Consider the following 21,326-nt stretch of genomic DNA (forward strand, 5'->3'; position numbering starts at 1 on the left):
CGGTTACATGCCAGGTTTGCGGGCCACGGTGACGGCCCACCCGGCCCCGTCGTGCCACGGCCGCAGGTCCCAGGTCGCGAAGCGGTGCTCACGGACCAAGCCGACGGCGGCCAGGTCGGTGTCGAGGTCGTCGACGGTGTAGTCGTAGTCGGTCGCGAAACCGGTGACGAGAATGCCGTCGGGCACGAGGTGGGCGGCGAGGCGTCCGAGGACCTGCCGTTCGGTGCCGCGCGCGACGAAGATCATGACGTTGCCGGCGGCGACGACCGCGTCGAACCGCTCCCCCGGCAGGTCGAGGGTCGCGAGGTCGGCCTCGTGCACCGTCAACTCCGGGTGCTCGCGGGCGGCGGCGACGAGGACGGGATCGAGGTCGACGCCCGTCACCCGGTGGCCGCGACGCACCAGTTCGGCGCCGAGTCGCCCGGTGCCGCAGCCGGCGTCGAGGACGCGGGCGCCCTGCGGGAGCATCGCGTCGACGGCCCGCGCCTCCCCGTGCAGGTCGACGCCGTCCGCGTCGAGCTGCGCGAACCGCGCGATGTAGTCGCGGGAGTCGGACGCGGATCGTTCACGCTGCCAGCGGGTGTCGGCCATACCGTTCACGATAGGGCCGACACCCGCCGACTCGTCAGCGTCGCTCTCGGTTCTCGATCGGGTCCGGGTCGACCAGGATCGGATCGCCCTGGACGATCTCGGAGAGTTCGGCCTCGATGTCCTTGCCGTCCGCCTCGGCGCGGCGGTGCTCGTCGGCGCTGAAGGTGCGCAGCGCGACCTCCTTGATGGCGAGGATCGCGACGATGCTCAGCAGCGCCATGACCCCGGAGATCAGGAAGATCCGGGCGGTCGCGTCACCGTAGGCGCCGCGGACGATGTCGGCGATCGGTCCGGGCAGTTCGTTGAGGTTCGACAGGCCCGCACCGGATCCGCCGGCCTGGCTCATGTCGACGCCGACGGCGGCCAGACCCTTGACGGTCAGGTCGGTGACGTGGCTGGAGAGCACCGCGCCGAGCACGGAGACGCCGGCGGCGCCGCCGAGGGACCGGAAGAACGACACCACGGAGCTGGCCGAGCCGAGGTCGGCGGGACTCACCGTGTTCTGCACCGCGAGCACCAGGTTCTGCATGGTCATACCCATGCCGATACCGAGGATGAACAGGTACACGCCGAGCAGGGCCATGTCGGTGGCGTGGTCGATCGTCCCGAGCAGGAAGAAGCCGACGGTCATCATGATCGCGCCGCCGACGAGGAAGCCCTTCCAGCGGCCGAACTTGGTGATGAGCGACCCGGAGATCGCCGACGACAGCATCGAACCGACGACCATCGGCAGTGTGAGCAGGCCGGCCACGGTCGGCGAGTAGCCGCGCGCGATCTGGAAGTACTGGCCCAGGAACACCGCACCACCGAACAGGGCGACACCGACCGCGATGCTCGCGAGCGTCGCCAGTGTCGTGGTCCGGTCGCGGAACAGGCGCAGCGGGATGATCGGGTCCTGTGCCCGGGTCTCGACGAAGACGGCCCCGACGAGCAGTGCCACACCGAGCGCGACGAGTCCGAAGGACATGCCCGACGCCCAGTCGAAGTTCTTGCCGGCCAGCGTCACCCAGATCAGCAGCGTGCTCACGCCGGACGCGATGAGCCCGGCCCCGAGGTAGTCGATGCTGACGTTCTTGCGGACGACCGGCAGGTTGAGGGTGCGCTGGATGACGACGAGCGCGATCACCGCGAGCGGGACGCCGACGTAGAACGTCCAGCGCCAGCCGAGCCAGCTGGTGTCGACGATGACGCCGCCGATGAGCGGGCCGGCGACGGTCGCGATCGACATGACCGCGGCCATCGGCCCCTGATAGCGTCCGCGTTCGCGCGGGCTGAACATGGTGGCGACGACGATGACGACGAGCGCCTGCAGGCCGCCGAGGCCGATGCCCTGGATCGCCCGGAACCCGATGAGGGTGCCGACGGACTGCGACAGCCCGGACAGCATCGAGCCGATCGTGAAGATCACCAACGCCAGCTGCACCAGTGCCTTCTTGCTGACCAGGTCGGCGAACTTGCCCCAGATCGGGGTCGTGGCGGTCGACGCCAGCAGGGTCGCGGTGACGACCCACGTGTACTGGTCCTGCGTGCCGTGCAGATCGGTGATGATCGTCGGCAGCGCGTTGGAGACGATGGTCGACGACAGGAATGCGACGAACATGCCCAGGAGCAGACCGATCAGCGCCTGGATGCGCTGCGGGTGCGTCATCGGCGCATCCTGCATGTGATCGACCGCCCGACCGGCCGCTCGATCGACGACGCCGTCGCGCCGGGTTTCGGATGCGCTCATGCAACCCCCTCCGCAAATAGTTGAGTTGCACAACTATATGACCAATGGTTGCATCGCGCAACTATCTGTCGGTGGCGTCGTCCCGATTCGTCGACGCCGCGAGCCGCCGCAGCAGCTCCGTCAACTGCCGCACGTCCGCCGGATCCCAGCGCGAGAGCCGCTCCCGCCAGCCCGCGATCGTCGACTCCCGCAACGCCGTCAACTGGGTGCGTCCCGGCTCCGTCAACGCCACCAGACGTGCCCGCGCATCGTGCGGATCCGGGCGCCGCTCCACCAACCCCAACCGGACGACGGCGTCGATCTGCCGGGTCAGCGTCGACTTCTCGACCGCCAGATCCGTCACCAACTCCGACATCGGAACCGCATCGCCGCGCGCGAGGATCGTCAGCAGCGGATAGCACGCGGGATCGAGTTTCGGATTGATCGCCCGAGCCCGTTCCCTGGTCTGGATGCGTCCACGACGCCACATGTCGACCAGCTCCGATTCCAGCTCCGTGATCGGATCCGAACCCATGTTCGCGGACATCCCTTCGCCTCGTCCGACGCCGGCGGACACACCGACGCACAACGCCGTCAGGGTACGGCCCACGATCCGGGCATACGATCGCCGCATGGCTCGCTGGTCGATCGTCGTCGCCGTCTGGGTACTGTCCCTCGCCGCCACCGCCGCCGTGTTCACCGCGTCGTGGTGGTGGCTCGTCGCCGCCGTCCCCCTGCTCGCGCTCGCCCTGATCGGCACGTGGGATCTGACGCAGCACCGGCACAACGTGCTGCGCAACTATCCGATCCTCGGCCACGCCCGCTACCTCCTCGAGCACATCCGCCCCGAGATCCAGCAGTACTTCATCGAATCCTCCACGGACGGACGCCCGTTCGACCGCGAAACCCGGGACCTCGTGTACGAGAGGGCGAAAGGCACCCTCGCCGAGGAACCGTTCGGCACCGAACGCGACGTCCACGCCGTCGGCTACGAGTTCGTCACCCACTCGCTGCGCGCCCGGTTCGCGCCGACGACCGTCCCCCGGGTGCGGCTCGGCGGACCCGACTGCACCCGCCCCTACGACATCGCCCTGCTCAACGTGTCCGCGATGAGCTTCGGGGCGCTGTCCGGGACCGCGATCGAGGCCCTCAACGCCGGCGCCGCGCTCGGCGGATTCGCCCACGACACCGGTGAGGGCGGCATCAGCCGCTACCACCGCGTGCACGGCGGCGACCTGATCTGGGAGATCGCGTCCGGCTACTTCGGTTGCCGCACCCCCGACGGCGGCTTCGACCCCGACCTGTTCACCGCGAAAGCCACCGACGACCAAGTGAAGGCCATCTCGATCAAACTGTCGCAGGGCGCCAAACCCGGGTTCGGCGGTGTACTGCCCGGCAGCAAGGTGAGCGCGGAGATCGCCGAGGCACGCGGCGTCCCGATCGGGCAGACGGTGACCTCACCACCCGCGCACCGCACGTTCGACACCCCCCTCGGGCTGATCGATTTCATCGTCACCCTGCGCACCCTGTCCGGCGGCAAACCCGTCGGCTTCAAACTGTGCGTCGGCAGCCGCGTCGAATTCCTGGCGATCTGCAAGGCGATGCTCGAACGCGACGTCACCCCCGACTTCGTCATCGTCGACGGCTCCGAGGGCGGCACCGGCGCCGGGCCGGTCGAATTCGAGGACCACATGGGCATGCCGCTCACCGAGGGGCTGATGACGGTCCACAACGCACTCGTCGGCGCCGGCCTCCGCGACCGCATCAAGATCGGCGCGTCCGGCAAGGTCGCCAGCGGCACCGACATCGTCAAACGCATCATCCAGGGTGCCGACTTCACCCTCGCCGCCCGCGCCATGATGTTCGCGGTCGGCTGCATCCAGGCCCAGAAATGTCACACCAACCGCTGCCCGGTCGGGGTCACCACACAGGATCCGGCACGGATGCGGGCCCTCGACGTGCCCGACAAGACGGCCCGCGTCCACCGCTTCCAGCAGGCCACCGTCGCCAGCGCCCAGCAGATGGTCGCGTCGATGGGTCTCGACAGCTTCGACGAACTCGAGCCGTCCATGCTGAACCGGCGCATCGACGGCGTCACCACCCGCAGTTACGCGGAGATCTACGAGTGGCTCGACCCCGGTGAACTGTTGAACCATCCCCGGCCCGACTGGCGGCGCGACTGGCAGGCCGCCCGCGCCGACTCGTTCCGGCCGTCGGCTACGGGCACGCCAGCCTGACCATCTGCAGGATCCGCTCGGCCTGCTCGCGGGTCGGGGCGGTGGCCCCGTCGGCGGCCGTCTTCTCCACCGTCGCCAGCAGCGTCGCCTCGTCGGCTCCCGCATCGCGGGCCGTGCACGTGTCCTTCACGATCGCCCGGATCGCGTCGTCGTCACGATTGCTCGACAGGTCCGGGTAGGCCTCCCGGAACGCGGCGACGAACACCGACAGCTTCGCGTCGTCCCACGCCGCCCCGATGCTCGACAGCGCCGTCGACGCCGTCGCCTCGATACTCGACCGCAGCGCCTCGGCCGGACTCGGCTCGGTGGTCGAGGTGACCGCGGACGTGATCTTCGCCTTCGTCTCCTCCGACGTGCCGCCGTCCGTGCTGCACGCCGCGAGGCCGAACACCAGCGCAGATGCCGCGACGATCGTTGCTACCTTCTTCCCCGGATGTCTCCCCATGGCCGGGATACTACGGTCAAACGCGGGACGAATGTCGGATTCGATCGGTCCGTGACCGGATCGCATCACACGCGTCGATCCCCGCTACCGGCACGAAGCTTCAGTAGATTCGACGCCGACCGTCATCCACCGCCGGAAGGACCCGCGCGCTGTGAGCGTCCAGAGAACCACTTCATCCCCCCGCCGCATCCGCCTGCGTGACCGCGGCGAGGTGATCGGCGTCGGCGGCATGTGGCTCGCGAAATGGTCGCTGTGCCTCGCCGCGATCGCGGTCGGCGCCGTCGTACTCGGCTGGGTCCTCGAGAAACTGTGGGTGATCACGCTGCCGGTGCTGCTGGCCATCGTGGTCTCCACCGTGCTGTGGCCGCCGACCCGCGCGCTCACCAAACGGGGCATGCCCCCCGCCGGCGCCGCCGCCGTCACCCTGCTGGTGTTCTTCACCCTGCTCGGCGGGGTGGTCGCGCTGATCGTGCCGTCGGTCGTGGACCAGGCCCCCGAACTGGCGAACAAGGCCACCCAGGGCATCCAGCAGGTGCAGAACTGGGTGAAGGGACCACCGATCAACCTGCAGGACGAGCAGATCGACACCGCGGTGCACGCCCTGACGAACAAGGTCCAGCAGAGCGGCACCGCCATCGCGTCCGGTGTCTTCAGCGGTGTCACCACCGCCGGATCGATGGTCGTCACCCTCGGCCTCGTCCTGATCCTGGCGTTCTTCTTCGTCAAGGACGGCCCCCGGTTCATCCCGTGGCTGCACGGCATCGGCGGCGGCCGTGCCGGCCGGCACCTCGAGGAAGTCCTCGGCCGGATGTGGGACACCCTCGGCAGCTTCATCCGCACCCAGGCGGTGGTGAGCCTCATCGACGCCGTCTTCATCGGTGCCGGCCTGCTGATCCTCGGTGTCCCGCTGGCCCCGGTGCTGGCGATCCTCACCTTCATCGGCGGGTTCGTCCCGATCGTCGGCGCATTCGTCGCCGGCGCGCTCGCTGTCCTCGTCGCACTGGTCGCCAACGGTCCGACGACCGCGCTGATCGTGCTCGCGATCATCCTCGCGGTCCAGCAGATCGAGGGCAATATCCTGCAGCCGATCCTGCAGAGCAAGAGCATGAAACTCCACGCCGTCGTGGTGTTGCTCGCCGTCACCGCGGGCAGCTCGCTGTTCGGGATCGTCGGCGCGTTCCTGTCGGTGCCGGTCGCCGCGGTCGGTGCGGTCGTCATCCGTTACCTCGGCGAGCAGATCGACCACCGGCTCGAGCAGGACGCCCTCCTCGACGCCGCCGACGCGATCGCCGAGGAGTCGGCGACACCGGCCGATACGACCGACGGGACCGAGGCCGAGGAGGCCCCCGCCGACGAACCTGCCGCCCGCAGCTAACCGGCGACCATCTCCAGCGTCGACCCGGTCCGGCCGTGCAGCACGTGCAGCCGGGACGGGATCCGCTGCCGCATCTCGTCGACGTGGCTGACGATCCCGACGACGCGCCCCCCGGCCCGCAGGTCGTCGAGCACACCCATCACCAGGTCGAGGGTGTCCGCGTCGAGGGTGCCGAAGCCCTCGTCGATGAACATGGTGTCGAGGACGACGCCCCCGGATTCGGCGGCCACGACGTCCGCGAGACCCAGCGCCAGCGCCAGCGACGCCAGGAACGACTCACCGCCGGACAGCGTCTTCGCGGACCGGACGACCCCGGTGTAGTCGTCGCGGATGTCCAGGCCCAGACCGCCGCGCCGACCGCGGACCCCGGCCTCGTCGGAATGCACGAACTCGTAGCGGCCGGCGGACATGCGGCGCAACCGCACCGACGCGGACACCGCGACCTCCTCGAGCCGGGCCGCGAGCACGTAGGACCGCAGCGACATCTTGCGGGTGTTCTGTCCGCGGCCGGCGACGACGTCGGCGAGGTCGGCCAGTTCGGCGTGCTCGGCCAGGATCGGCCCGAGCGTGCCGACGGTCGCCCCGAGTCGCGCCACGAGTCCTTCGAGCCGGCCGCGCCGGGTCTCGGCCTCGGATGCGGCGGCGACGGCGGCCTCGACCACCGCGGTGGCCGTGCGGGCGGCGGTCTCGGGACCCGACGGGTCCACCGGTTCGAGGTCCGCGACCGCGACGACGTCCGGTTCGGCCAGCACCGAACGGGTGCTCGCGAGCCGGTCCCGGGCCAGGTCGAGCACACCTCGGATCCGGTCGATCCGGTCGGCCGGGCGGACCGCGGCGAGTGCGTCGTCGAGCGACGCGAAGTCGGCGTCGCCCACCGCCGTCTGCACCCGCGCCCCCCGGTCCCGGGCGGTGGCGGCGAGCGCCGCGGCCCGGTCGCGGGCGTCGAACAGTGCGGTGGCGAGGGTCGCCAGCGCGTCGAGTCGGGTGCGTCGCGCGGCCACGTCGGCGTCGGTGCCGGCCGCCTCGGACAGCCGGGTCCGCCATGCGGCCGCCTGTTCCTCGCAGCCCGCGACACGGGTGTCGAGTGCGGTCTTCTCGGCGGCGACGTCGCGGGCCTGTTCCTCGAGGCGTGCACCCCGCGACCGCAGGTCGTCGAGGGCCACGACCGCGCCGGGGTGCCGTCCGCCGGCGGTGCGGGCCCGTTCGACGGCGGCCGCGGCCGCGGTGTGCGCCGCCCGCAGGTCGTCGCGGTCGCCGCCACCGGCCCGCTGGGTCAGCAGTTCGACGGCCCGTTCCGTGTCGGCCAGGCGGGCGACCGCCTGCGCGAGGGCGGCGTCGGCGTGCTGCTCCGCGGTGCGCGCCGTGTCCTCGTCGTCCTTGGTGACGGTTTCCGCGCCCGGCCGGGCCGGTGCGGGATGGTCGACGCCGCCGCACACCGTGCACGGTTCTCCGGCGACGAGCTGCACGGCGAGTTCCGCGGCCATTCCCGCGATCCGCTGCTCCCGCACGTCCAGCAGGTGCTGACGCGCATTCTGGTGGGCGTCCCGGGCCGTCGCCGTGTCCTGCCGCCGCGTCTCCAGAGTGGTTGTCGCCGCGACCAGTTCGTCGGATGCCGCGGCCGCGTCGGCGGCCCGCACGGCACCGTCCTCGAGCGCCGGCAGCGACGCCTGCGCCTGCTCGGCCGCCCGGACGTCCTGTTCGGCGGCAGCGAGGTCCTCGGGCAGACGGGACTGCGCCGCGGCGATCTCGTCCACCCGACGCGCCAGTTCCGTACTGCGACGGCGCATCTCGTCGGCGTCACGGTCGAGTTGCGTCATCACGCGGGCCTCACCGAGCAGCGTGTCGAGCCGTGCCACCTCCTCGGTCCACTCCCGGCCCCGGGCCCGGACGGTGTCGCGGTCGGTGTCGCTCGGCGGCCACGACAGGGTCGCGACCAGGTCGGCGCCGTCCCCGGACGCGGCGAGCCGGTCCGCGGCGGTGCGGGCCCGTACCTGCGCTGTCTCGGCGTCCCGGGTGGCGGCATCCGCCTCGGCGACCGCGGCCGCGACGGCGGCGGCCCGGGCGGCGCGGTCGGCTTCGGTCGCGAGGGCTTCCCGTTCGGGTGCCCCCGCCTCGAGTTCCGCCAGTTCGCCGCACGCCTGCATCCGTCGCTGCTGCAGGCCGCGGACCCGGCGCGCCTCCTCGACTGCGGCGCGCGCCTGCCGGTCGACGGTCCGCGCCGCAGCGAGTTCCGCGGTCGTCGATTCGGCGATCCCCGTCGCCTCGTCGAGCAGTCGTGTCGACCAGTCGAGCGGGTCGTCGTCGACGCCGGCTTCGGTTCCGGCGGCGGTCGACACCTGCGCCACCAGCACGTCGACCTTCATGCGCTGTTCGGCGACGGCGTCCGCACTCGCCTTGCGGCGATCGACGAACCATTCCTCGACGGACTTGAACCGGGTGGTGTCGAACAGTTTCTCGAGGAGCTTGCCGCGGTCCTCGTTGTCGGCCCGCAGGAAGCGGGCGAACTCGCCCTGAGGCAGCAGCACCACCTGGAAGAACTGGTCGGCGGTCATGCCGAGCATCCGTTCGACCTCGCGGGCGATGTCGGGGATCCGGGACAGGGGCTCGCCCGACCCGTCGAGCCAGTCGAGGGTCGCCTTCGCGTTCTCGGTGAGGGTGCCCGCCCCCCGCTTCTTGGGCCGCTCGTATTCGGGACTGCGGGTGAGCCGCAGTCGGCGGCCACCGACGGTCGCCTCGAGGGCCACGGTGGGGACGGCCCCGGCGGGCGCATGATCGGACAGCAGCCGTTTGCCGTCGCGGCGGGCACCCGGCACGGTGCCGTAGAGCGCGAACGCGACGGCGTCGAGGATCGTCGTCTTACCGGCACCGGTGCGGCCGTGCAGCAGGAACAGCCCGTCCGCGCCGAGTTCGTCGAAGTCGACGGAGACGGCGTCGCCGAACGGGCCGAACGCGGACACCTCCAGATGGTGCAGTCTCATGCCGACACCTCCGCGGGGGCCGTGGCGCTGCGCAGGGCGTCCTCGAGCAGTCGGGTCTCCCCCGTGCTCGCGTCGCTGCGGACGTCGGACAGGAATCCGTGGGCCACCTCGAGATCGGACCGTCCCCGCACCCGCTCCCGGTACTTCAGTTCCGGGTTGCCGTCGGGCCGCTGCCATTCCATGTGGACCGCGTGCGGGAACCGGGCCTGCAGTGCCCGCATCGCGTCGACGGGACGCAACGCGTCGGTGAGTACCGCCGACACGTAGTGATCTTCCGCATCCGTGTACGACGCGTCCGTCAGCAGTTCGTCGAGGGTGCCGGTGAGCCGACTCAGGCCCCGCACCACCGGCAGGTCGACGCGGTCGACACCCGCGAGCCCCGACGCGTCGACGTCGACGAGCCACACCGCCTTGGTGTGGGTGCGTTCCCCGAACGAGTACGGCAGCGGCGATCCGCTGTACCGCACGTGCTCGGCGACGGTCTGTGGCGAATGCAGGTGCCCGAGTGCGACGTAGTCGACGCCGTCGAACGCCGCCGCGGGCACGGTCTCGACACCGCCGACCGAGATGGACCGCTCCGAGTCGGTGGCCTCGCCACCGACGACGAACGCGTGCGCGAGCAGCACCGCCCGCAGGCCCGGCACCGTCACGCGCCGCTGCGCGAGATCCGCCCGGATCCGGGTCATCGCGACATCGAGGATGTCGGCGTGCGATCGGGCGTCCGGCGCCCCCAACGGACCCCGGGTGATCTCCGGTTCGAGGTACGGGATGCCGTAGAACGCGACCGGGCCGTGCGTGTCGTCGAGGACGACGGGCGCCGCGAGCGCGTCGACCCGGGTGAGCAGGTGCAGCCCGCCGGCCGCCGTGAACGCGGCACCCGCCCCGAGTCGCACCGGCGAGTCGTGGTTGCCGGACGTGGCGACGATCACGGCACCCGCGGCCCGGATCGCCTCGAACCCCCTGTTGCACACCGCGACCGCGTCGGCACTCGGGACGGACCGGTCGTACACGTCGCCCGGCACCACCACCACGTCCACGGAATGCGCGGCGACCAGGTCGGCGACAGCGCCGAGGACCCGCGCCTGGTCGGCGAGGAGGTCGACGCCGTGGAACGTGCGCCCGATGTGCCAGTCGGAGGTGTGCAGGATCCGCATGACGAACGACGGTAGAGCACCCGTCCGACAGTTTCGGAGGGCGCACCGGTCCGTCGAACCCGGCAATGGGACGGTCAGCGACTACCCTCGAGATGTGTCCGCAACCCAACGTGCTCGTTCCGGGGTGCCGCTCGACCTGCGATCGGCCGTCCCCACCGTCCCCGGCATACCCGCGTGGAGCGCCGTCGCCGTCGCCGCTGGGTTGACGTTCGTCGGCTTCGCGCTCGACGCCGTCTCGGGAAGCGAACTGACGGCGACGTTCTCGATGCTGTACTTCCTCGGCTGTGTGCTGGCGGTCCTCGCGGTCCGCTACCGGGGACTGTTCACCGCGGTCGTGCAGCCGCCGCTGCTGCTGTTCGTCGCGGTCCCACTCGGCCAGCAGTTGATCTCCGACGGCGCCGGGACCAGCCTCAAGGATCTCGCGCTCACCGTCGCGTACCCGCTCGTCAACCGTTTCCCCCTGATGCTGGCGGCCACCGTCGTGGTGGCGTTGATCGCCGGCGCCCGCGTGTTCCTCGCCTCGCAGGGCAAGGGTGCCCCGGCCCGGTCGCAGGCCCGCCGTGCGTCGGCCCGCAGCCCCCGCTCCGACGCCCGCAGTCCCCGCTCCGACGCCCCGGCGGACGTCCGGTCCGGTCCCCGGCGCACGCCGCCGCCCGGTGGCACCTACCGGGACCGGGAGAATCGGGAGCCGCTGCGCAGGGAGCCTGCGGCCTACCGGGAGCCGTCCACCTACCGGGAACCGGTGCGCCGCGAGGCCGTCCGGTCCGATCGCGGCTACCGGGACACCGAGTACCGGGAGCCCGGCCATCGGGAACCCGTCGCCCACGACCGCGATCCCGTGCGGGTGCGCACCGCTGCCCCGACCGTCGAGGCGTCCGCGCAGCCGATGCCGCGGGTGCGTTACCGCGACCGCCGGGAACCGCCGCGCAACCACTGACCACAACCGACGACTCCGCCCCGGGACGAATGCGTCCCGGGGCGGAGTCGTATCGGAATGGTGTCGTGTTCCGGACCCGTCAGGCGCGGGCGTCGCGCAACTCCCGCGGCAACGCGAAGACGAGGGTCTCGTTGGCGGTGGTCACCGACTGGACGTCCGCGAATCCCTGTTCGGCGAGCAGGTCGATCACGCCGCGCACCAGGATCTCGGGCACCGAGGCGCCGGAGGTGATGCCGACCGTCCGGACCCCGTCGAGCCACGCGAGGTCGACCTCGCGTGCGAAGTCGACGAGGTACGAGGCCCGGGCACCGGCACCGAGCGCGACCTCGACGAGGCGGACCGAGTTCGACGAGTTCCGGGAGCCGACGACGATGACGAGATCGCATTCGGGCGCCATCGCCTTGACCGCGACCTGACGGTTCTGGGTGGCGTAACAGATGTCGTCGCTCGGCGGATCCTCGAGCTGCGGGAACTTCTGACGCAACCGCTGCACGGTCTCCATCGTCTCGTCGACCGACAGCGTCGTCTGCGACAGCCACACCACCCGGGCACCGTCCCGCACGCTGATCTTCTCGACGGCGTCGGGTCCGTCGACGAGCTGCACGTGGTCGGGCGCCTCACCGGCGGTGCCCTCGACCTCCTCGTGGCCCTCGTGGCCGATGAGCAGGATGTCGTAGTCGTCGCGCGCGAATCGTTTGGCCTCCTGGTGCACCTTCGTCACCAGCGGGCAGGTGGCGTCGATGGTGTGCAGGTTGCGTTCCTCGGCGGCCGCGTGGACGGCCGGGGACACGCCGTGCGCGGAGAACACCAGCACCGAACTCTCGGGGACCTCGTCGGTCTCGTCGACGAAGACGACGCCCCGCTCGGCGAGCGTGTCCACGACATGCCGGTTGTGGACGATCTCCTTGCGCACGTAGATGGGTGCGCCGTGCTTCTCGAGAGCCTTCTCGACGGTTTCGACCGCACGGTCCACGCCGGCGCAGTAGCCGCGGGGCTCGGCGAGTAGGACGCGCCGGCCCTCGCCGACGGTGTCGGTACCGGCCGAACGCGCGATACCCAGATTGAGGGGAACTGCCGAAGACATGACTCCAGCCTACGGTGCACGTCCGTCGCGTACCCTGCTGAGCATGATCCGTCCCCCGTTCATGGCGCGTGTCGCGGCCGGCATGGCCATCACTGCCTATGAAGAGGCGCTCAAGCTGCCGTCGACCGCGGTGACGTTCCCGATGACCGCGATCAGTCAGGTGCTGCAGACCACGATGCGGGTGCAGCAGTCGATGACGGCGCTCGCCATCAAGGGCGATCAGGCATTCTGCCTGTTCGACCGGGCCGAGGAGACCCCGCAGTGGGCGGTGTTCGACGAGGACCGCACCGACGGCGAGGCAGTCGCGGAGTCGCCGGTGGCCGGCACCGACCGGGAGACCGGCGATCGTCCGGCCACACCGGGACGCTTCGCGCTGTACTCGATGTCCCCCACCGAGTCCCCGTCCGACGACGGCGAGCAGACCGACACCCCGACGCCCCGGGACGTCCCGGTCCCGGACATCGCCGAGGAACTCGACTACGCGGCGCTCACCCTCGCCCAGTTGCGGTCGCGACTGCGGGCACTGTCGGTCGACGACCTGGCGGCGCTGCTCGCGTACGAGGAGCGCACCACGGCCCGCGCCCCGTTCCAGACGATGCTCGCCAACCGCATCACCGCCGCCACCGCCAAGTGACGGCCCCCAGTTCCGCGGAGCAGCCGTGGCCGGTGCGGACGGTCTCGACCAAGGTGTCGCAGTGGATCGACCGGCTCGGCAGCGTGTGGGTCGAGGGGCAGATCACCCAGATCAATGCGCGCCCCGGCACCCGGACCGCGTTTCTCGTGCTGCGGGATCCGTCGGTGGACATGTCGCTGTCGGTGACGTGTTCGCCGCAGCTGCTGCGCGATGCGCCCGTCCCGCTCACCGAGGGCAGCCGGGTCGTCATGTTCGGGAAGCTGTCGTTCTACACCGGCCGCGGCTCGGTATCGCTGCGGGTCACCGAGATCCGTGCGGTCGGCATCGGGGAACTCCTGGCCCGCATCGAGCGGTTGCGCGCACTGCTGGCCGCCGAGGGCCTGTTCGATCCGCGGCTCAAGCGTCCGCTGCCGTTCCTGCCCGGCACCGTCGGGCTGGTGACCGCGCGCGCGAGTGCCGCCGAACGGGACGTGCTCAGCGTCGCACAGAGACGGTGGCCGGCGGTCCGGTTCGAGGTGCGGCACGCGACCGTGCAGGGTCCGACCGCGGTCCCGCAGATCATCGCGGCCCTCGAGGAACTCGACCGGGACCCGACCGTCGACGTGATCGTCCTGGCCCGCGGCGGCGGCAGCGTCGAGGATCTGCTGCCGTTCTCCGACGAGGCCCTGTGCCGTGCGATCGTCGCGTGCACCACCCCGGTCGTGAGCGCGATCGGCCACGAACCGGACAGCCCACTCAGCGACCACGTCGCCGATGTGCGGGCCGCGACCCCCACCGACGCCGCCAAACGGGTGGTGCCGGACGCCGTCGCCGAGCAGGCCCTGGTCACCGAACTGCGGGGCCGTAGCGCCGCGGCCCTGCGGAACTGGGTGCAGCGCGAGGAACATCGCGTCGAGCAGTTGCGCAGCCGACCGGTCCTCGCGGATCCGCTGCAGGTGATCGACCGCCGCGCCGACGAGGTGGAGCGGCTGCGCGACGCCGCCCGCCGCGACGTGCAGCGGGCGATCGGGTCCGAGTCGACCGGCGTCGACCATCTGCGGGCGCGGCTGACGACACTCGGTCCGGCCGCGACCCTCGCGCGCGGCTACGCCGTCGTGCAGAAGGTGCTCGGTGCGGACGAGCCGGAGGTGCTGCGGTCGATCGACGACGCACCGCCCGGCACCCAGATCCGGGTCCGATTGGCCGACGGCGCGGTGCGCGCCGCCGTGATGGGAAGAGAAAAATGAGCAGCAATGACTAACGCAGATGTCGCCGACCTCGGCTACGAGGCGGCCCGGGACGAACTGGTCGACGTCGTGAAGACCCTCGAGCAGGGCGGCCTCGACCTGGACGCGTCCCTCGCGATGTGGGAGCGCGGCGAGGCCCTCGCCAAGCGCTGCGAGGAGCATCTGGCGGGGGCGCGTCGACGCGTCGAACAGGCCCTGTCCGACGCGTCCGACGAGTCCGACTAACGCTGCAACGGCTCCACCGCACCGACCGCGGTCGCCAGTGTGGTGAACGCCTCAGCGGGCGCCGGCCCTGTCAGCAGGATGCGGGTGTCACCGAAGTCGCTGACCCAGATCGCCTCGACACCGTCGCCACCGAACACGTCCCACGTGCGGTCGCCGATCTGCTCGGTGCCGGTCGCGTAGCGGGGTTCACCGGCGATGAACGGCACCAGCGTGCCCGCGGTCGCGTTGCTCTGGGTGAGCTGGAGGTAGCGTCCGCCGTCGGTGATGAAACCGATGTTGCTCGAGTCGCCGCCACCGTCACCGGCGACGATGCTGCGGCTCCCCGAATTGGGGGTCCAACCTGCAGGAACCTCCGGCTTGCGGATCGGGAACCCGAGCTCACGGGAGTCGTACTTGAATGCCGCGTCGGCATCGAAACTGGGGACGGGCCCCTGCTGGGGACCACCCGGGCTGAACGAGCAGGACTGGGCGACCGCCGCAATCAACAGGCACGCGATCACCAGCGGGATGAGCGACCAGGCCATGTCTTGGCCGTTCTGCAGGATGCGGGGCTTCTTGTCGGGCACGAGGTCCAGTATTCCTGTTCCGCCGAGATTGTGGCCCAGCAGCCCACTCTTCGTGGACGTTCTGCGAGAATCATCGGCGAGAATCGTCTACCAACGCAGGAGGCACCGCCCATGACGGCCAGCACCCCATCGAGTCGCCGCGAGGCCCCGGACCGCAACCTCGCGCTCGAGTTGGTCCGCGTGACCGAAGCTGCGGCGATGGCCGCCGGCCGCTGGGTCGGACGGGGCGACAAGGAGGGCGGCGACGGCGCCGCCGTCGACGCCATGCGCCACATGGTGAGCTCCGTCTCCATGCAGGGCGTCGTCGTCATCGGCGAGGGCGAGAAGGACGAAGCCCCGATGCTCTACAACGGTGAGGAAGTCGGCAACGGCGACGGCCCACTGTGCGACGTCGCGGTCGACCCGATCGACGGCACCACCCTGATGAGCAAGGGCGCACCGGGCTCCATCGCGGTCCTCGCGGTGTCCGAGCGCGGCGCCATGTTCGACCCGTCTGCCGTGTTCTACATGGAGAAGATCGCCGTCGGCCCCGAGGCCGCCGACGTCATCGACCTGTCCGCGGGCGTCGCCGAGAACATCCGCCGCGTCGCGAAGGCCAAGAACCGCGCCGTCTCCGACACGACCGTGACGATCCTGGACCGTCCACGCCACGCCGGGATCATCCGCGAGATCCGGGACACCGGCGCCCGCATCCGCCTCATCTCCGACGGCGACGTCGCCGGCGCCATCGCGACGGCCCGCCCCGAGTCCGGGGTCGACATGCTCCTCGGCACCGGCGGCACCCCCGAAGGCATCATCGCCGCGGCCGCCCTCCGCTGCATGGGTGGCGCCCTGCAGGGCAAGCTCGCCCCCACGGACGACGCCGAACGCCAGAAGGCCCTCGACGCCGGCCACGACCTCGACCGCGTCCTGCGCACCGAAGAACTCGTCACCGGCGAGAACATCTTCTTCTGCGCCACCGGCGTCACCGACGGCGACCTGCTCAAGGGCGTCCGCTACTACGGCGGCGGCGCCACCACGCAGTCCATCGTCATGCGCAGCAAGTCCGGCACCGTCCGCATGATCGAGGCCTACCACCGCCTCGAGAAGCTGCACGAGTTCTCGTCGATCAACTTCGACGGCGTCGACGGCGCCCAGCCGCCGCTGCCGTGATCGTGGGCTCCTAGCCCGAACAGCTGAAGGGACCCTTCGTACGCTCCCAGCGCACGAAGGGTCCCTTCAGCTGTTTCACGGTGGCAAGCTGAGGGCCATGACTGACAGCAGCGAGTCGCAGTTCCGTATCGAACACGACACGATGGGTGAGGTCCGGGTTCCGGTCGACGCCCTGTGGCGGGCGCAGACGCAGCGGGCCGTGGAGAACTTCCCGATCTCCGGGCGTGGTCTCGAGCGGGCGCAGATCCGCGCCATGGGGCTCCTGAAAGCCGCCTGCGCGCAGGTCAACAAGGATCTCGGTCTCCTGGCGCCGGAGAAGGCCGATGCGATCGTCGCGGCCGCGAACGAGATCGCCGACGGCCGGCACGACGACCAGTTCCCGATCGACGTGTTCCAGACCGGGTCGGGGACGAGTTCGAACATGAATGCCAACGAGGTGATCGCGGGCCTCGCGGCGCGGGCCGGGGTGGCGGTGCACCCGAACGACGACGTGAACATGTCGCAGTCGTCGAACGACACGTTTCCCACGGCGACGCATGTGGCGGCGACGGAGGCGGCTGTCACGGATCTGGTGCCGGCGCTGGATCGTCTGCGGTTGGCACTGCTGGACAAGTCCGTCGCGTGGCGGACGGTGGTCAAGTCGGGGCGCACGCATCTGATGGATGCGGTGCCGGTGACGCTCGGTCAGGAGTTTGGGGGGTACGCCCGCCAGGTCGAGGCCGGGATGGAGCGGATCCTCGGGACACTCCCCCGGCTCGGCGAGTTGCCGATCGGGGGTACCGCGGTGGGTACGGGTCTCAACGCCCCGGACGGGTTCGGTCCCCGGGTGGTGGCGGAGTTGGTGCGGGCGACGGGCGTCGACGCGCTGACTCCGGCCCGCAACGCGTTCGAGGCGCAGGCCGCCCGGGACGGGCTGGTCGAGTTGTCGGGGGCGCTGCGCACGATCGCGGTGTCGCTCACGAAGATCGCGAACGACGTCCGGTGGATGGGGTCGGGGCCGCTGACCGGTCTCGGGGAGATCCGGCTACCGGACCTGCAGCCGGGTAGTTCGATCATGCCGGGCAAGGTCAATCCGGTACTGCCGGAGGCGGTCACGCAGGTCGCCGCGCAGGTCGTGGGCAACGATGCGACGGTCGCCTGGGGCGGTGCGGCCGGCGCGTTCGAGTTGAACGTGTACATCCCGGTGATGGCCCGCAACGTGCTCGAGTCGATCCGGCTGCTGGCCAACGTGTCCCGGCTGTTCGCGGACCGCTGCATCGCGGGCCTCGCGGCGAACGAGGAGCATCTGCGGACGCTCGCCGAGTCGTCGCCGTCGATCGTGACGCCGCTGAACTCGGCGATCGGCTACGAGGAGGCCGCGGCCGTCGCGAAGCAGGCGTTGCGGGAGAAGAAGACGATCCGGCAGACGGTGATCGATCGCGGGCTGATCGGTGACGGGTTGAGCGAGGACGAGTTGGACCGACGCCTCGACGTGCTCGCGATGACCCGGGTCGACCGGGGCGAGTAGCACGTTCGACCCGAGGGTGAAAGTGCGTGTGAAATGTCCCATTACATCCCGCTTCGGATTGTGGATACCCCGCCGCGGGGTTAGCGTCGGACACACTGCTTCATCCTCTGTCGAAGCAGCGCGGACGCTCGCCCGCACCCCGACGGGGGCGAGCGCCCTGCCGTCGGGTGGTGGATTCGGTCACGCAGGTTGAACCCACCACCCGGACGGCCCCTCGTTCACCTGGCGGGACCGAATTCCTCGAGCATCTCCGTCACGAGCGCCGCGATCGGCGAGCGTTCGCTGCGGGTGAGGGTGATGTGCGCGAACAGCGGATGTCCCGCGAGCTTCTCGATCACCGCGGCGACGCCGTCGTGCCGTCCGACCCGCAGGTTGTCGCGCTGGGCGACGTCGTGGGTGAGGACGACGCGGGATCCGGTCCCGATTCGGGACAGCACGGTGAGCAGGACGCCACGCTCGAGGGACTGCGCCTCGTCGACGATCACGAACGAGTCGTGCAGGGAGCGCCCACGAATGTGCGTGAGCGGCAACACCTCCAGCATGCCGCGCCGTAGGACCTCTTCCATGACGTCGGAGCCGGCCAGCCCGTCGAGGGTGTCGAAGACGGCCTGCGCCCACGGTTCCATCTTCTCGCTCTCGCTGCCCGGTAGGTAGCCGAGTTCCTGACCGCCGACGGCGTACAGCGGGCGGAACACGACGACCTTGCGGTGGCTGCGCCGTTCGAGGACCGCCTCGAGTCCGGCGGTCAGGGCCAGCGCCGATTTTCCGGTGCCCGCCTTGCCGCCGAGGGACACGATGCCGACACTCTCGTCGAGCAGCAGGTCGAGGGCCACACGCTGTTCGGCGGAGCGGCCGTGCAACCCGAACGCCTCCCGATCCCCGCGCACCACCTGGACACGCTTGTCCGGCGTCACCCGACCGAGCGCGCTCGATGCACCACCGAGCAGCCGAATACCGGTGTGGCACGGCAACTCCCGCGCCTCGTCGATGTCGACGACACCGTCCGAGAACAACCGGTCGACGACGCCGGGGGCGACGTCGAGTTCGGTCATGCCGGTCCACCCGGACGGGATCACGTCGTGGGCACGGAACTCGTCGGCGGGCAGTCCCACCGCGCCGGCCTTGACCCGCAGCGGAATGTCCTTGCTGACGAGGACCACGTCGCGGCCCTCGGCAGCCAGATTGAGGGCGCACGCAAGGATCCTGGAATCGTTGCTGTCCGTGCGGAATCCGACCGGCAGTACGGCGGGATCGGTGTGGTTGAGTTCCACGTGGAGGGTGCCGGTGTCGTCACCGATCGGTACCGGCCGGTCGAGGCGACCGTGCGCGAGCCGGAGCTCGTCGAGCATCCGCAACGCTTCCCGAGCGAACCAGCCCAGCTCGTGGTGGTGGCGTTTGTCCTCGAGTTCCCCGATCACGACGAGCGGCAGCACCACCTCGTGTTCGGCGAACCGGGTGACGGCCCACGGATCGGACAACAGGACCGAGGTGTCGAGAACGTAGGTGCGGACGGAGCTGGATGCGGTCACGTGAGGCTCCTCGTGTCAGGGCGGCGACTGCATGTCGCCCCTGCCCCGACGCTACGACCGGGGTCGGGAAGATCCCACATTCGACACGATGAACGCCTCGTGAACAGCGCTCGGCGGCGCGGTGCGGTGTACTGACGGTACCCATATCGGAGGGAGTCGTAGATGTCGCAGATCGAGCACCGGTACGCCGTGGCCCTCGCGGAAGCGGAGGCCGGATTCCGGGAAGGGGGCATCCCGATCGGGGCCGCCCTGTTCCGCGGTGACGAACTGATCGCGCAGGGACGTAACCGCCGGATCCAGGACGGGGATCCGATCCTGCACGGCGAGATGAGTTGTTTCCGGAATGCGGGACGCCGCACCGACTACACCGACATGACCCTGTTCACCACGTTGGCGCCGTGCTCGATGTGCGCGGGCGCGACGCTGCTGTTCCGGGTGCCGCGCGTCGTCGTCGGCGAGGACACGACGTTCCCCGGAGACCTCGATCTGCTGCGGGACCGCGGCGTCGAGGTGGTCGTGCTGTCCGATCCGCGGGCCATCGACCTGATGCGCACGATGACGGACGCGCGACCCGAGGTGTGGTCGGAGGACATCGGGGGCAGATAGCGTGACGGCCTGCACCCGATCGGGTGCAGGCCGTCACGAAACGTGCGGGATGCCCTTACTTGGAGAGCAGTCCCCAGCCTTCGAGGCCGTCGTACAGCGGGAAGTCCTGGGCCAGCGTGGAGACGCGGGCGCGCAGGGCCGGGACGTCGGCGTCGGTGCCGTTGGCGAGGGCGGTGGCGATGATGTCGGCGACCTCGGTGAACTCGGCGTCACCGAAGCCGCGGGTGGCCAGCGCGGGGGTGCCGATGCGCAGGCCGGACGGGTTCATCGGCGGGCGCGGGTCGAACGGCACGGCGTTGCGGTTGACGGTGATGCCGATCTCGTGGAGCAGATCCTCGCCCTGCTGGCCGTCGAGCTGCGAGTGACGCAGGTCGACGAGAACCAGGTGGACGTCGGTGCCGCCGGTGAGGACGGAGATGCCGTTGCCGGCGACGTCGGCGCCACCGAGACGCTCGGCGAGGATCTTCGCGCCGGCGAGGGTGCGTTCCTGGCGGGCCTTGAACTCGGGGGTGCCGGCGATCTTCATGGCGACGGCCTTCGCGGCGATCGCGTGCATGAGCGGGCCGCCCTGCTGGCCGGGGAACACCGACGAGTTGAGCTTCTTGGCCCACTCCTTCTTCGCCAGGATCATGCCGGAGCGGGGGCCGCCGAGGGTCTTGTGGACGGTGGTGGAGACGACGTCGGCGTGCGGGACCGGCGACGGGTGCAGGCCCGCGGCGACGAGACCGGCGAAGTGCGCCATGTCGACCCACAGCTTGGCGCCGACCTCGTCGGCGATGGACCGGAACGCCGCGAAGTCGAGCTGACGCGGGTACGCCGACCAGCCGCCGATGAGGACCTGCGGGCGCTCGCGCAGCGCGATCTCACGGACCTGGTCCATGTCGACGACGTGGGTGTCCTCGCGGACACCGTAGGAGGCGACCTGGTACAGCTTGCCGGAGAAGTTCAGCTTCATGCCGTGCGTGAGGTGACCGCCGTGGGCGAGGTCCATGCCGAGCAGCTTCTCGCCCGGGTTCATCAGCGTCATCAGCACGGCGGCGTTGGCCTGCGCACCGGCGTGCGGCTGGACGTTCGCGAACTCGGCGCCGAAGACCTCCTTGGCGCGGTTGCGGGCCAGATCCTCGACGACGTCGACGTATTCGCAGCCGCCGTAGTAGCGGCGACCCGGGTAGCCCTCGGCGTACTTGTTGGTCAGGACGCTGCCCTGGGCCTCCAGGACCGCGCGGGGAACGAAGTTCTCCGACGCGATCATCTCGAGGGTGTCGCGCTGACGGGACAGCTCGCCCGCCATCGCGGTGGCGACCTCGGGGTCCAGTTCGGCGAGCGACGCGGTGTTCACGTCGGCGGAAGGGGCAGCAGTCATCGCGAAATC

At 70.5% G+C, this 21,326-nt stretch carries 19 protein-coding genes; 9 read left to right on the forward strand and 10 right to left on the reverse strand.

Annotated elements, in window-relative coordinates; all coding sequences use genetic code 11:
• Positions 1 to 3: 3 nt before the first annotated feature.
• From E0497_RS11840 to E0497_RS11850, 3 genes are all read right to left on the reverse strand, one after another.
• Positions 4 to 591, reverse strand: a complete 588-nt coding sequence (locus E0497_RS11840; protein ID WP_137724996.1) for a class I SAM-dependent methyltransferase — start codon at positions 589 to 591, stop codon at positions 4 to 6.
• Between the two features lie 34 nt (positions 592 to 625).
• Positions 626 to 2,239, reverse strand: a complete 1,614-nt coding sequence (locus tag E0497_RS11845) for an MDR family MFS transporter (RefSeq protein ID WP_137725074.1) — start codon at positions 2,237 to 2,239, stop codon at positions 626 to 628.
• 142 nt (positions 2,240 to 2,381) lie between these two features.
• Entirely contained in the window at positions 2,382 to 2,834 is a 453-nt protein-coding gene (locus E0497_RS11850) for a MarR family winged helix-turn-helix transcriptional regulator (RefSeq protein ID WP_137724997.1), read from the reverse strand.
• Positions 2,835 to 2,931: 97 nt separating this feature from the next.
• Between E0497_RS11850 and E0497_RS11855 the strand changes: the two genes are divergently transcribed.
• Complete coding sequence (locus tag E0497_RS11855) at positions 2,932 to 4,536, forward strand: FMN-binding glutamate synthase family protein (RefSeq protein ID WP_137724998.1); 1,605 nt, start codon at positions 2,932 to 2,934, stop codon at positions 4,534 to 4,536.
• Here E0497_RS11855 and E0497_RS11860 read toward each other — a convergent pair.
• Positions 4,517 to 4,981 carry a hypothetical protein gene (locus tag E0497_RS11860; protein ID WP_137724999.1) on the reverse strand — a complete coding sequence of 155 codons (465 nt, stop codon included), beginning with the start codon at positions 4,979 to 4,981 and terminating at the stop codon, positions 4,517 to 4,519. The two genes, E0497_RS11855 and E0497_RS11860, sit on opposite strands and share 20 nt — an antisense overlap.
• A 151-nt stretch (positions 4,982 to 5,132) precedes the next feature.
• Here E0497_RS11860 and E0497_RS11865 point away from each other — a divergent pair, with 151 nt between their 5' ends.
• On the forward strand, positions 5,133 to 6,356 hold the full coding sequence (locus E0497_RS11865) for an AI-2E family transporter (protein ID WP_241665846.1): 1,224 nt from the start codon (positions 5,133 to 5,135) through the stop codon (positions 6,354 to 6,356).
• Here E0497_RS11865 and E0497_RS11870 read toward each other — a convergent pair.
• Together E0497_RS11870 and E0497_RS11875 are read right to left on the reverse strand one after the other, a co-directional pair.
• Positions 6,353 to 9,334, reverse strand: a complete 2,982-nt coding sequence (locus tag E0497_RS11870; RefSeq protein ID WP_137725000.1) for an AAA family ATPase — start codon at positions 9,332 to 9,334, stop codon at positions 6,353 to 6,355. The genes E0497_RS11865 and E0497_RS11870 overlap by 4 nt on opposite strands.
• Entirely contained in the window at positions 9,331 to 10,488 is a 1,158-nt protein-coding gene (locus tag E0497_RS11875) for an exonuclease SbcCD subunit D (protein WP_137725001.1), read from the reverse strand. Before E0497_RS11875 ends, E0497_RS11870 begins: the two co-directional genes overlap by 4 nt.
• Positions 10,489 to 10,582: 94 nt before the next feature.
• Between E0497_RS11875 and E0497_RS11880 the strand changes: the two genes are divergently transcribed.
• On the forward strand, positions 10,583 to 11,425 hold the full coding sequence (locus E0497_RS11880) for a DUF6542 domain-containing protein (RefSeq protein ID WP_137725002.1): 843 nt from the start codon (positions 10,583 to 10,585) through the stop codon (positions 11,423 to 11,425).
• A gap of 79 nt (positions 11,426 to 11,504) precedes the next feature.
• Here E0497_RS11880 and E0497_RS11885 read toward each other — a convergent pair whose 3' ends face one another.
• Positions 11,505 to 12,509 (reverse strand): 4-hydroxy-3-methylbut-2-enyl diphosphate reductase, encoded by a 1,005-nt coding sequence (locus E0497_RS11885; protein ID WP_137725003.1) that lies wholly within the window; start codon positions 12,507 to 12,509, stop codon positions 11,505 to 11,507.
• 43 nt (positions 12,510 to 12,552) lie between these two features.
• Here E0497_RS11885 and E0497_RS11890 point away from each other — a divergent pair, with 43 nt between their 5' ends.
• From E0497_RS11890 to E0497_RS11900, 3 genes are read left to right on the forward strand one after another with little or no spacing between them, the layout of a single operon-like run.
• Positions 12,553 to 13,143, forward strand: a complete 591-nt coding sequence (locus tag E0497_RS11890) for a lipid droplet-associated protein (RefSeq protein ID WP_137725004.1) — start codon at positions 12,553 to 12,555, stop codon at positions 13,141 to 13,143.
• Entirely contained in the window at positions 13,140 to 14,369 is a 1,230-nt protein-coding gene (gene xseA, locus E0497_RS11895) for an exodeoxyribonuclease VII large subunit (RefSeq protein WP_137725005.1), read from the forward strand. The genes E0497_RS11890 and xseA overlap by 4 nt, the downstream gene beginning before the upstream one ends.
• A 6-nt stretch (positions 14,370 to 14,375) precedes the next feature.
• Positions 14,376 to 14,594: an exodeoxyribonuclease VII small subunit gene (locus E0497_RS11900; RefSeq protein ID WP_137725006.1), complete on the forward strand. Its 219-nt coding sequence runs from the start codon at positions 14,376 to 14,378 to the stop codon at positions 14,592 to 14,594.
• On the opposite strand, the gene E0497_RS11905 is transcribed toward E0497_RS11900, so the two are convergent.
• Complete coding sequence (locus E0497_RS11905) at positions 14,591 to 15,160, reverse strand: DUF4245 domain-containing protein (protein WP_137725007.1); 570 nt, start codon at positions 15,158 to 15,160, stop codon at positions 14,591 to 14,593. The genes E0497_RS11900 and E0497_RS11905 overlap by 4 nt on opposite strands.
• 111 nt (positions 15,161 to 15,271) lie before the next feature.
• Between E0497_RS11905 and glpX the strand changes: the two genes are divergently transcribed.
• Together glpX and E0497_RS11915 are read left to right on the forward strand one after the other, a co-directional pair.
• Positions 15,272 to 16,312, forward strand: coding sequence for a class II fructose-bisphosphatase (gene glpX, locus E0497_RS11910; protein WP_137725008.1), 1,041 nt, complete (start codon positions 15,272 to 15,274; stop codon positions 16,310 to 16,312).
• A 97-nt stretch (positions 16,313 to 16,409) separates the two neighbouring features.
• Positions 16,410 to 17,819 (forward strand): class II fumarate hydratase, encoded by a 1,410-nt coding sequence (locus tag E0497_RS11915; RefSeq protein ID WP_137725009.1) that lies wholly within the window; start codon positions 16,410 to 16,412, stop codon positions 17,817 to 17,819.
• 218 nt (positions 17,820 to 18,037) lie between these two features.
• Here E0497_RS11915 and E0497_RS11920 read toward each other — a convergent pair whose 3' ends face one another.
• Positions 18,038 to 19,348 (reverse strand): PhoH family protein, encoded by a 1,311-nt coding sequence (locus E0497_RS11920; protein WP_137725010.1) that lies wholly within the window; start codon positions 19,346 to 19,348, stop codon positions 18,038 to 18,040.
• 162 nt (positions 19,349 to 19,510) lie between these two features.
• Between E0497_RS11920 and E0497_RS11925 the strand changes: the two genes are divergently transcribed.
• On the forward strand, positions 19,511 to 19,954 hold the full coding sequence (locus E0497_RS11925; protein ID WP_137725011.1) for a nucleoside deaminase: 444 nt from the start codon (positions 19,511 to 19,513) through the stop codon (positions 19,952 to 19,954).
• Positions 19,955 to 20,009: 55 nt separating this feature from the next.
• On the opposite strand, the gene glyA is transcribed toward E0497_RS11925, so the two are convergent.
• On the reverse strand, positions 20,010 to 21,317 hold the full coding sequence (glyA, locus tag E0497_RS11930; RefSeq protein ID WP_137725012.1) for a serine hydroxymethyltransferase: 1,308 nt from the start codon (positions 21,315 to 21,317) through the stop codon (positions 20,010 to 20,012).
• Positions 21,318 to 21,326: the final 9 nt, after the last annotated feature.

This window comes from Prescottella subtropica (assembly GCF_005434945.1).
In the GTDB taxonomy this organism is placed as follows: domain Bacteria; phylum Actinomycetota; class Actinomycetes; order Mycobacteriales; family Mycobacteriaceae; genus Prescottella; species Prescottella subtropica.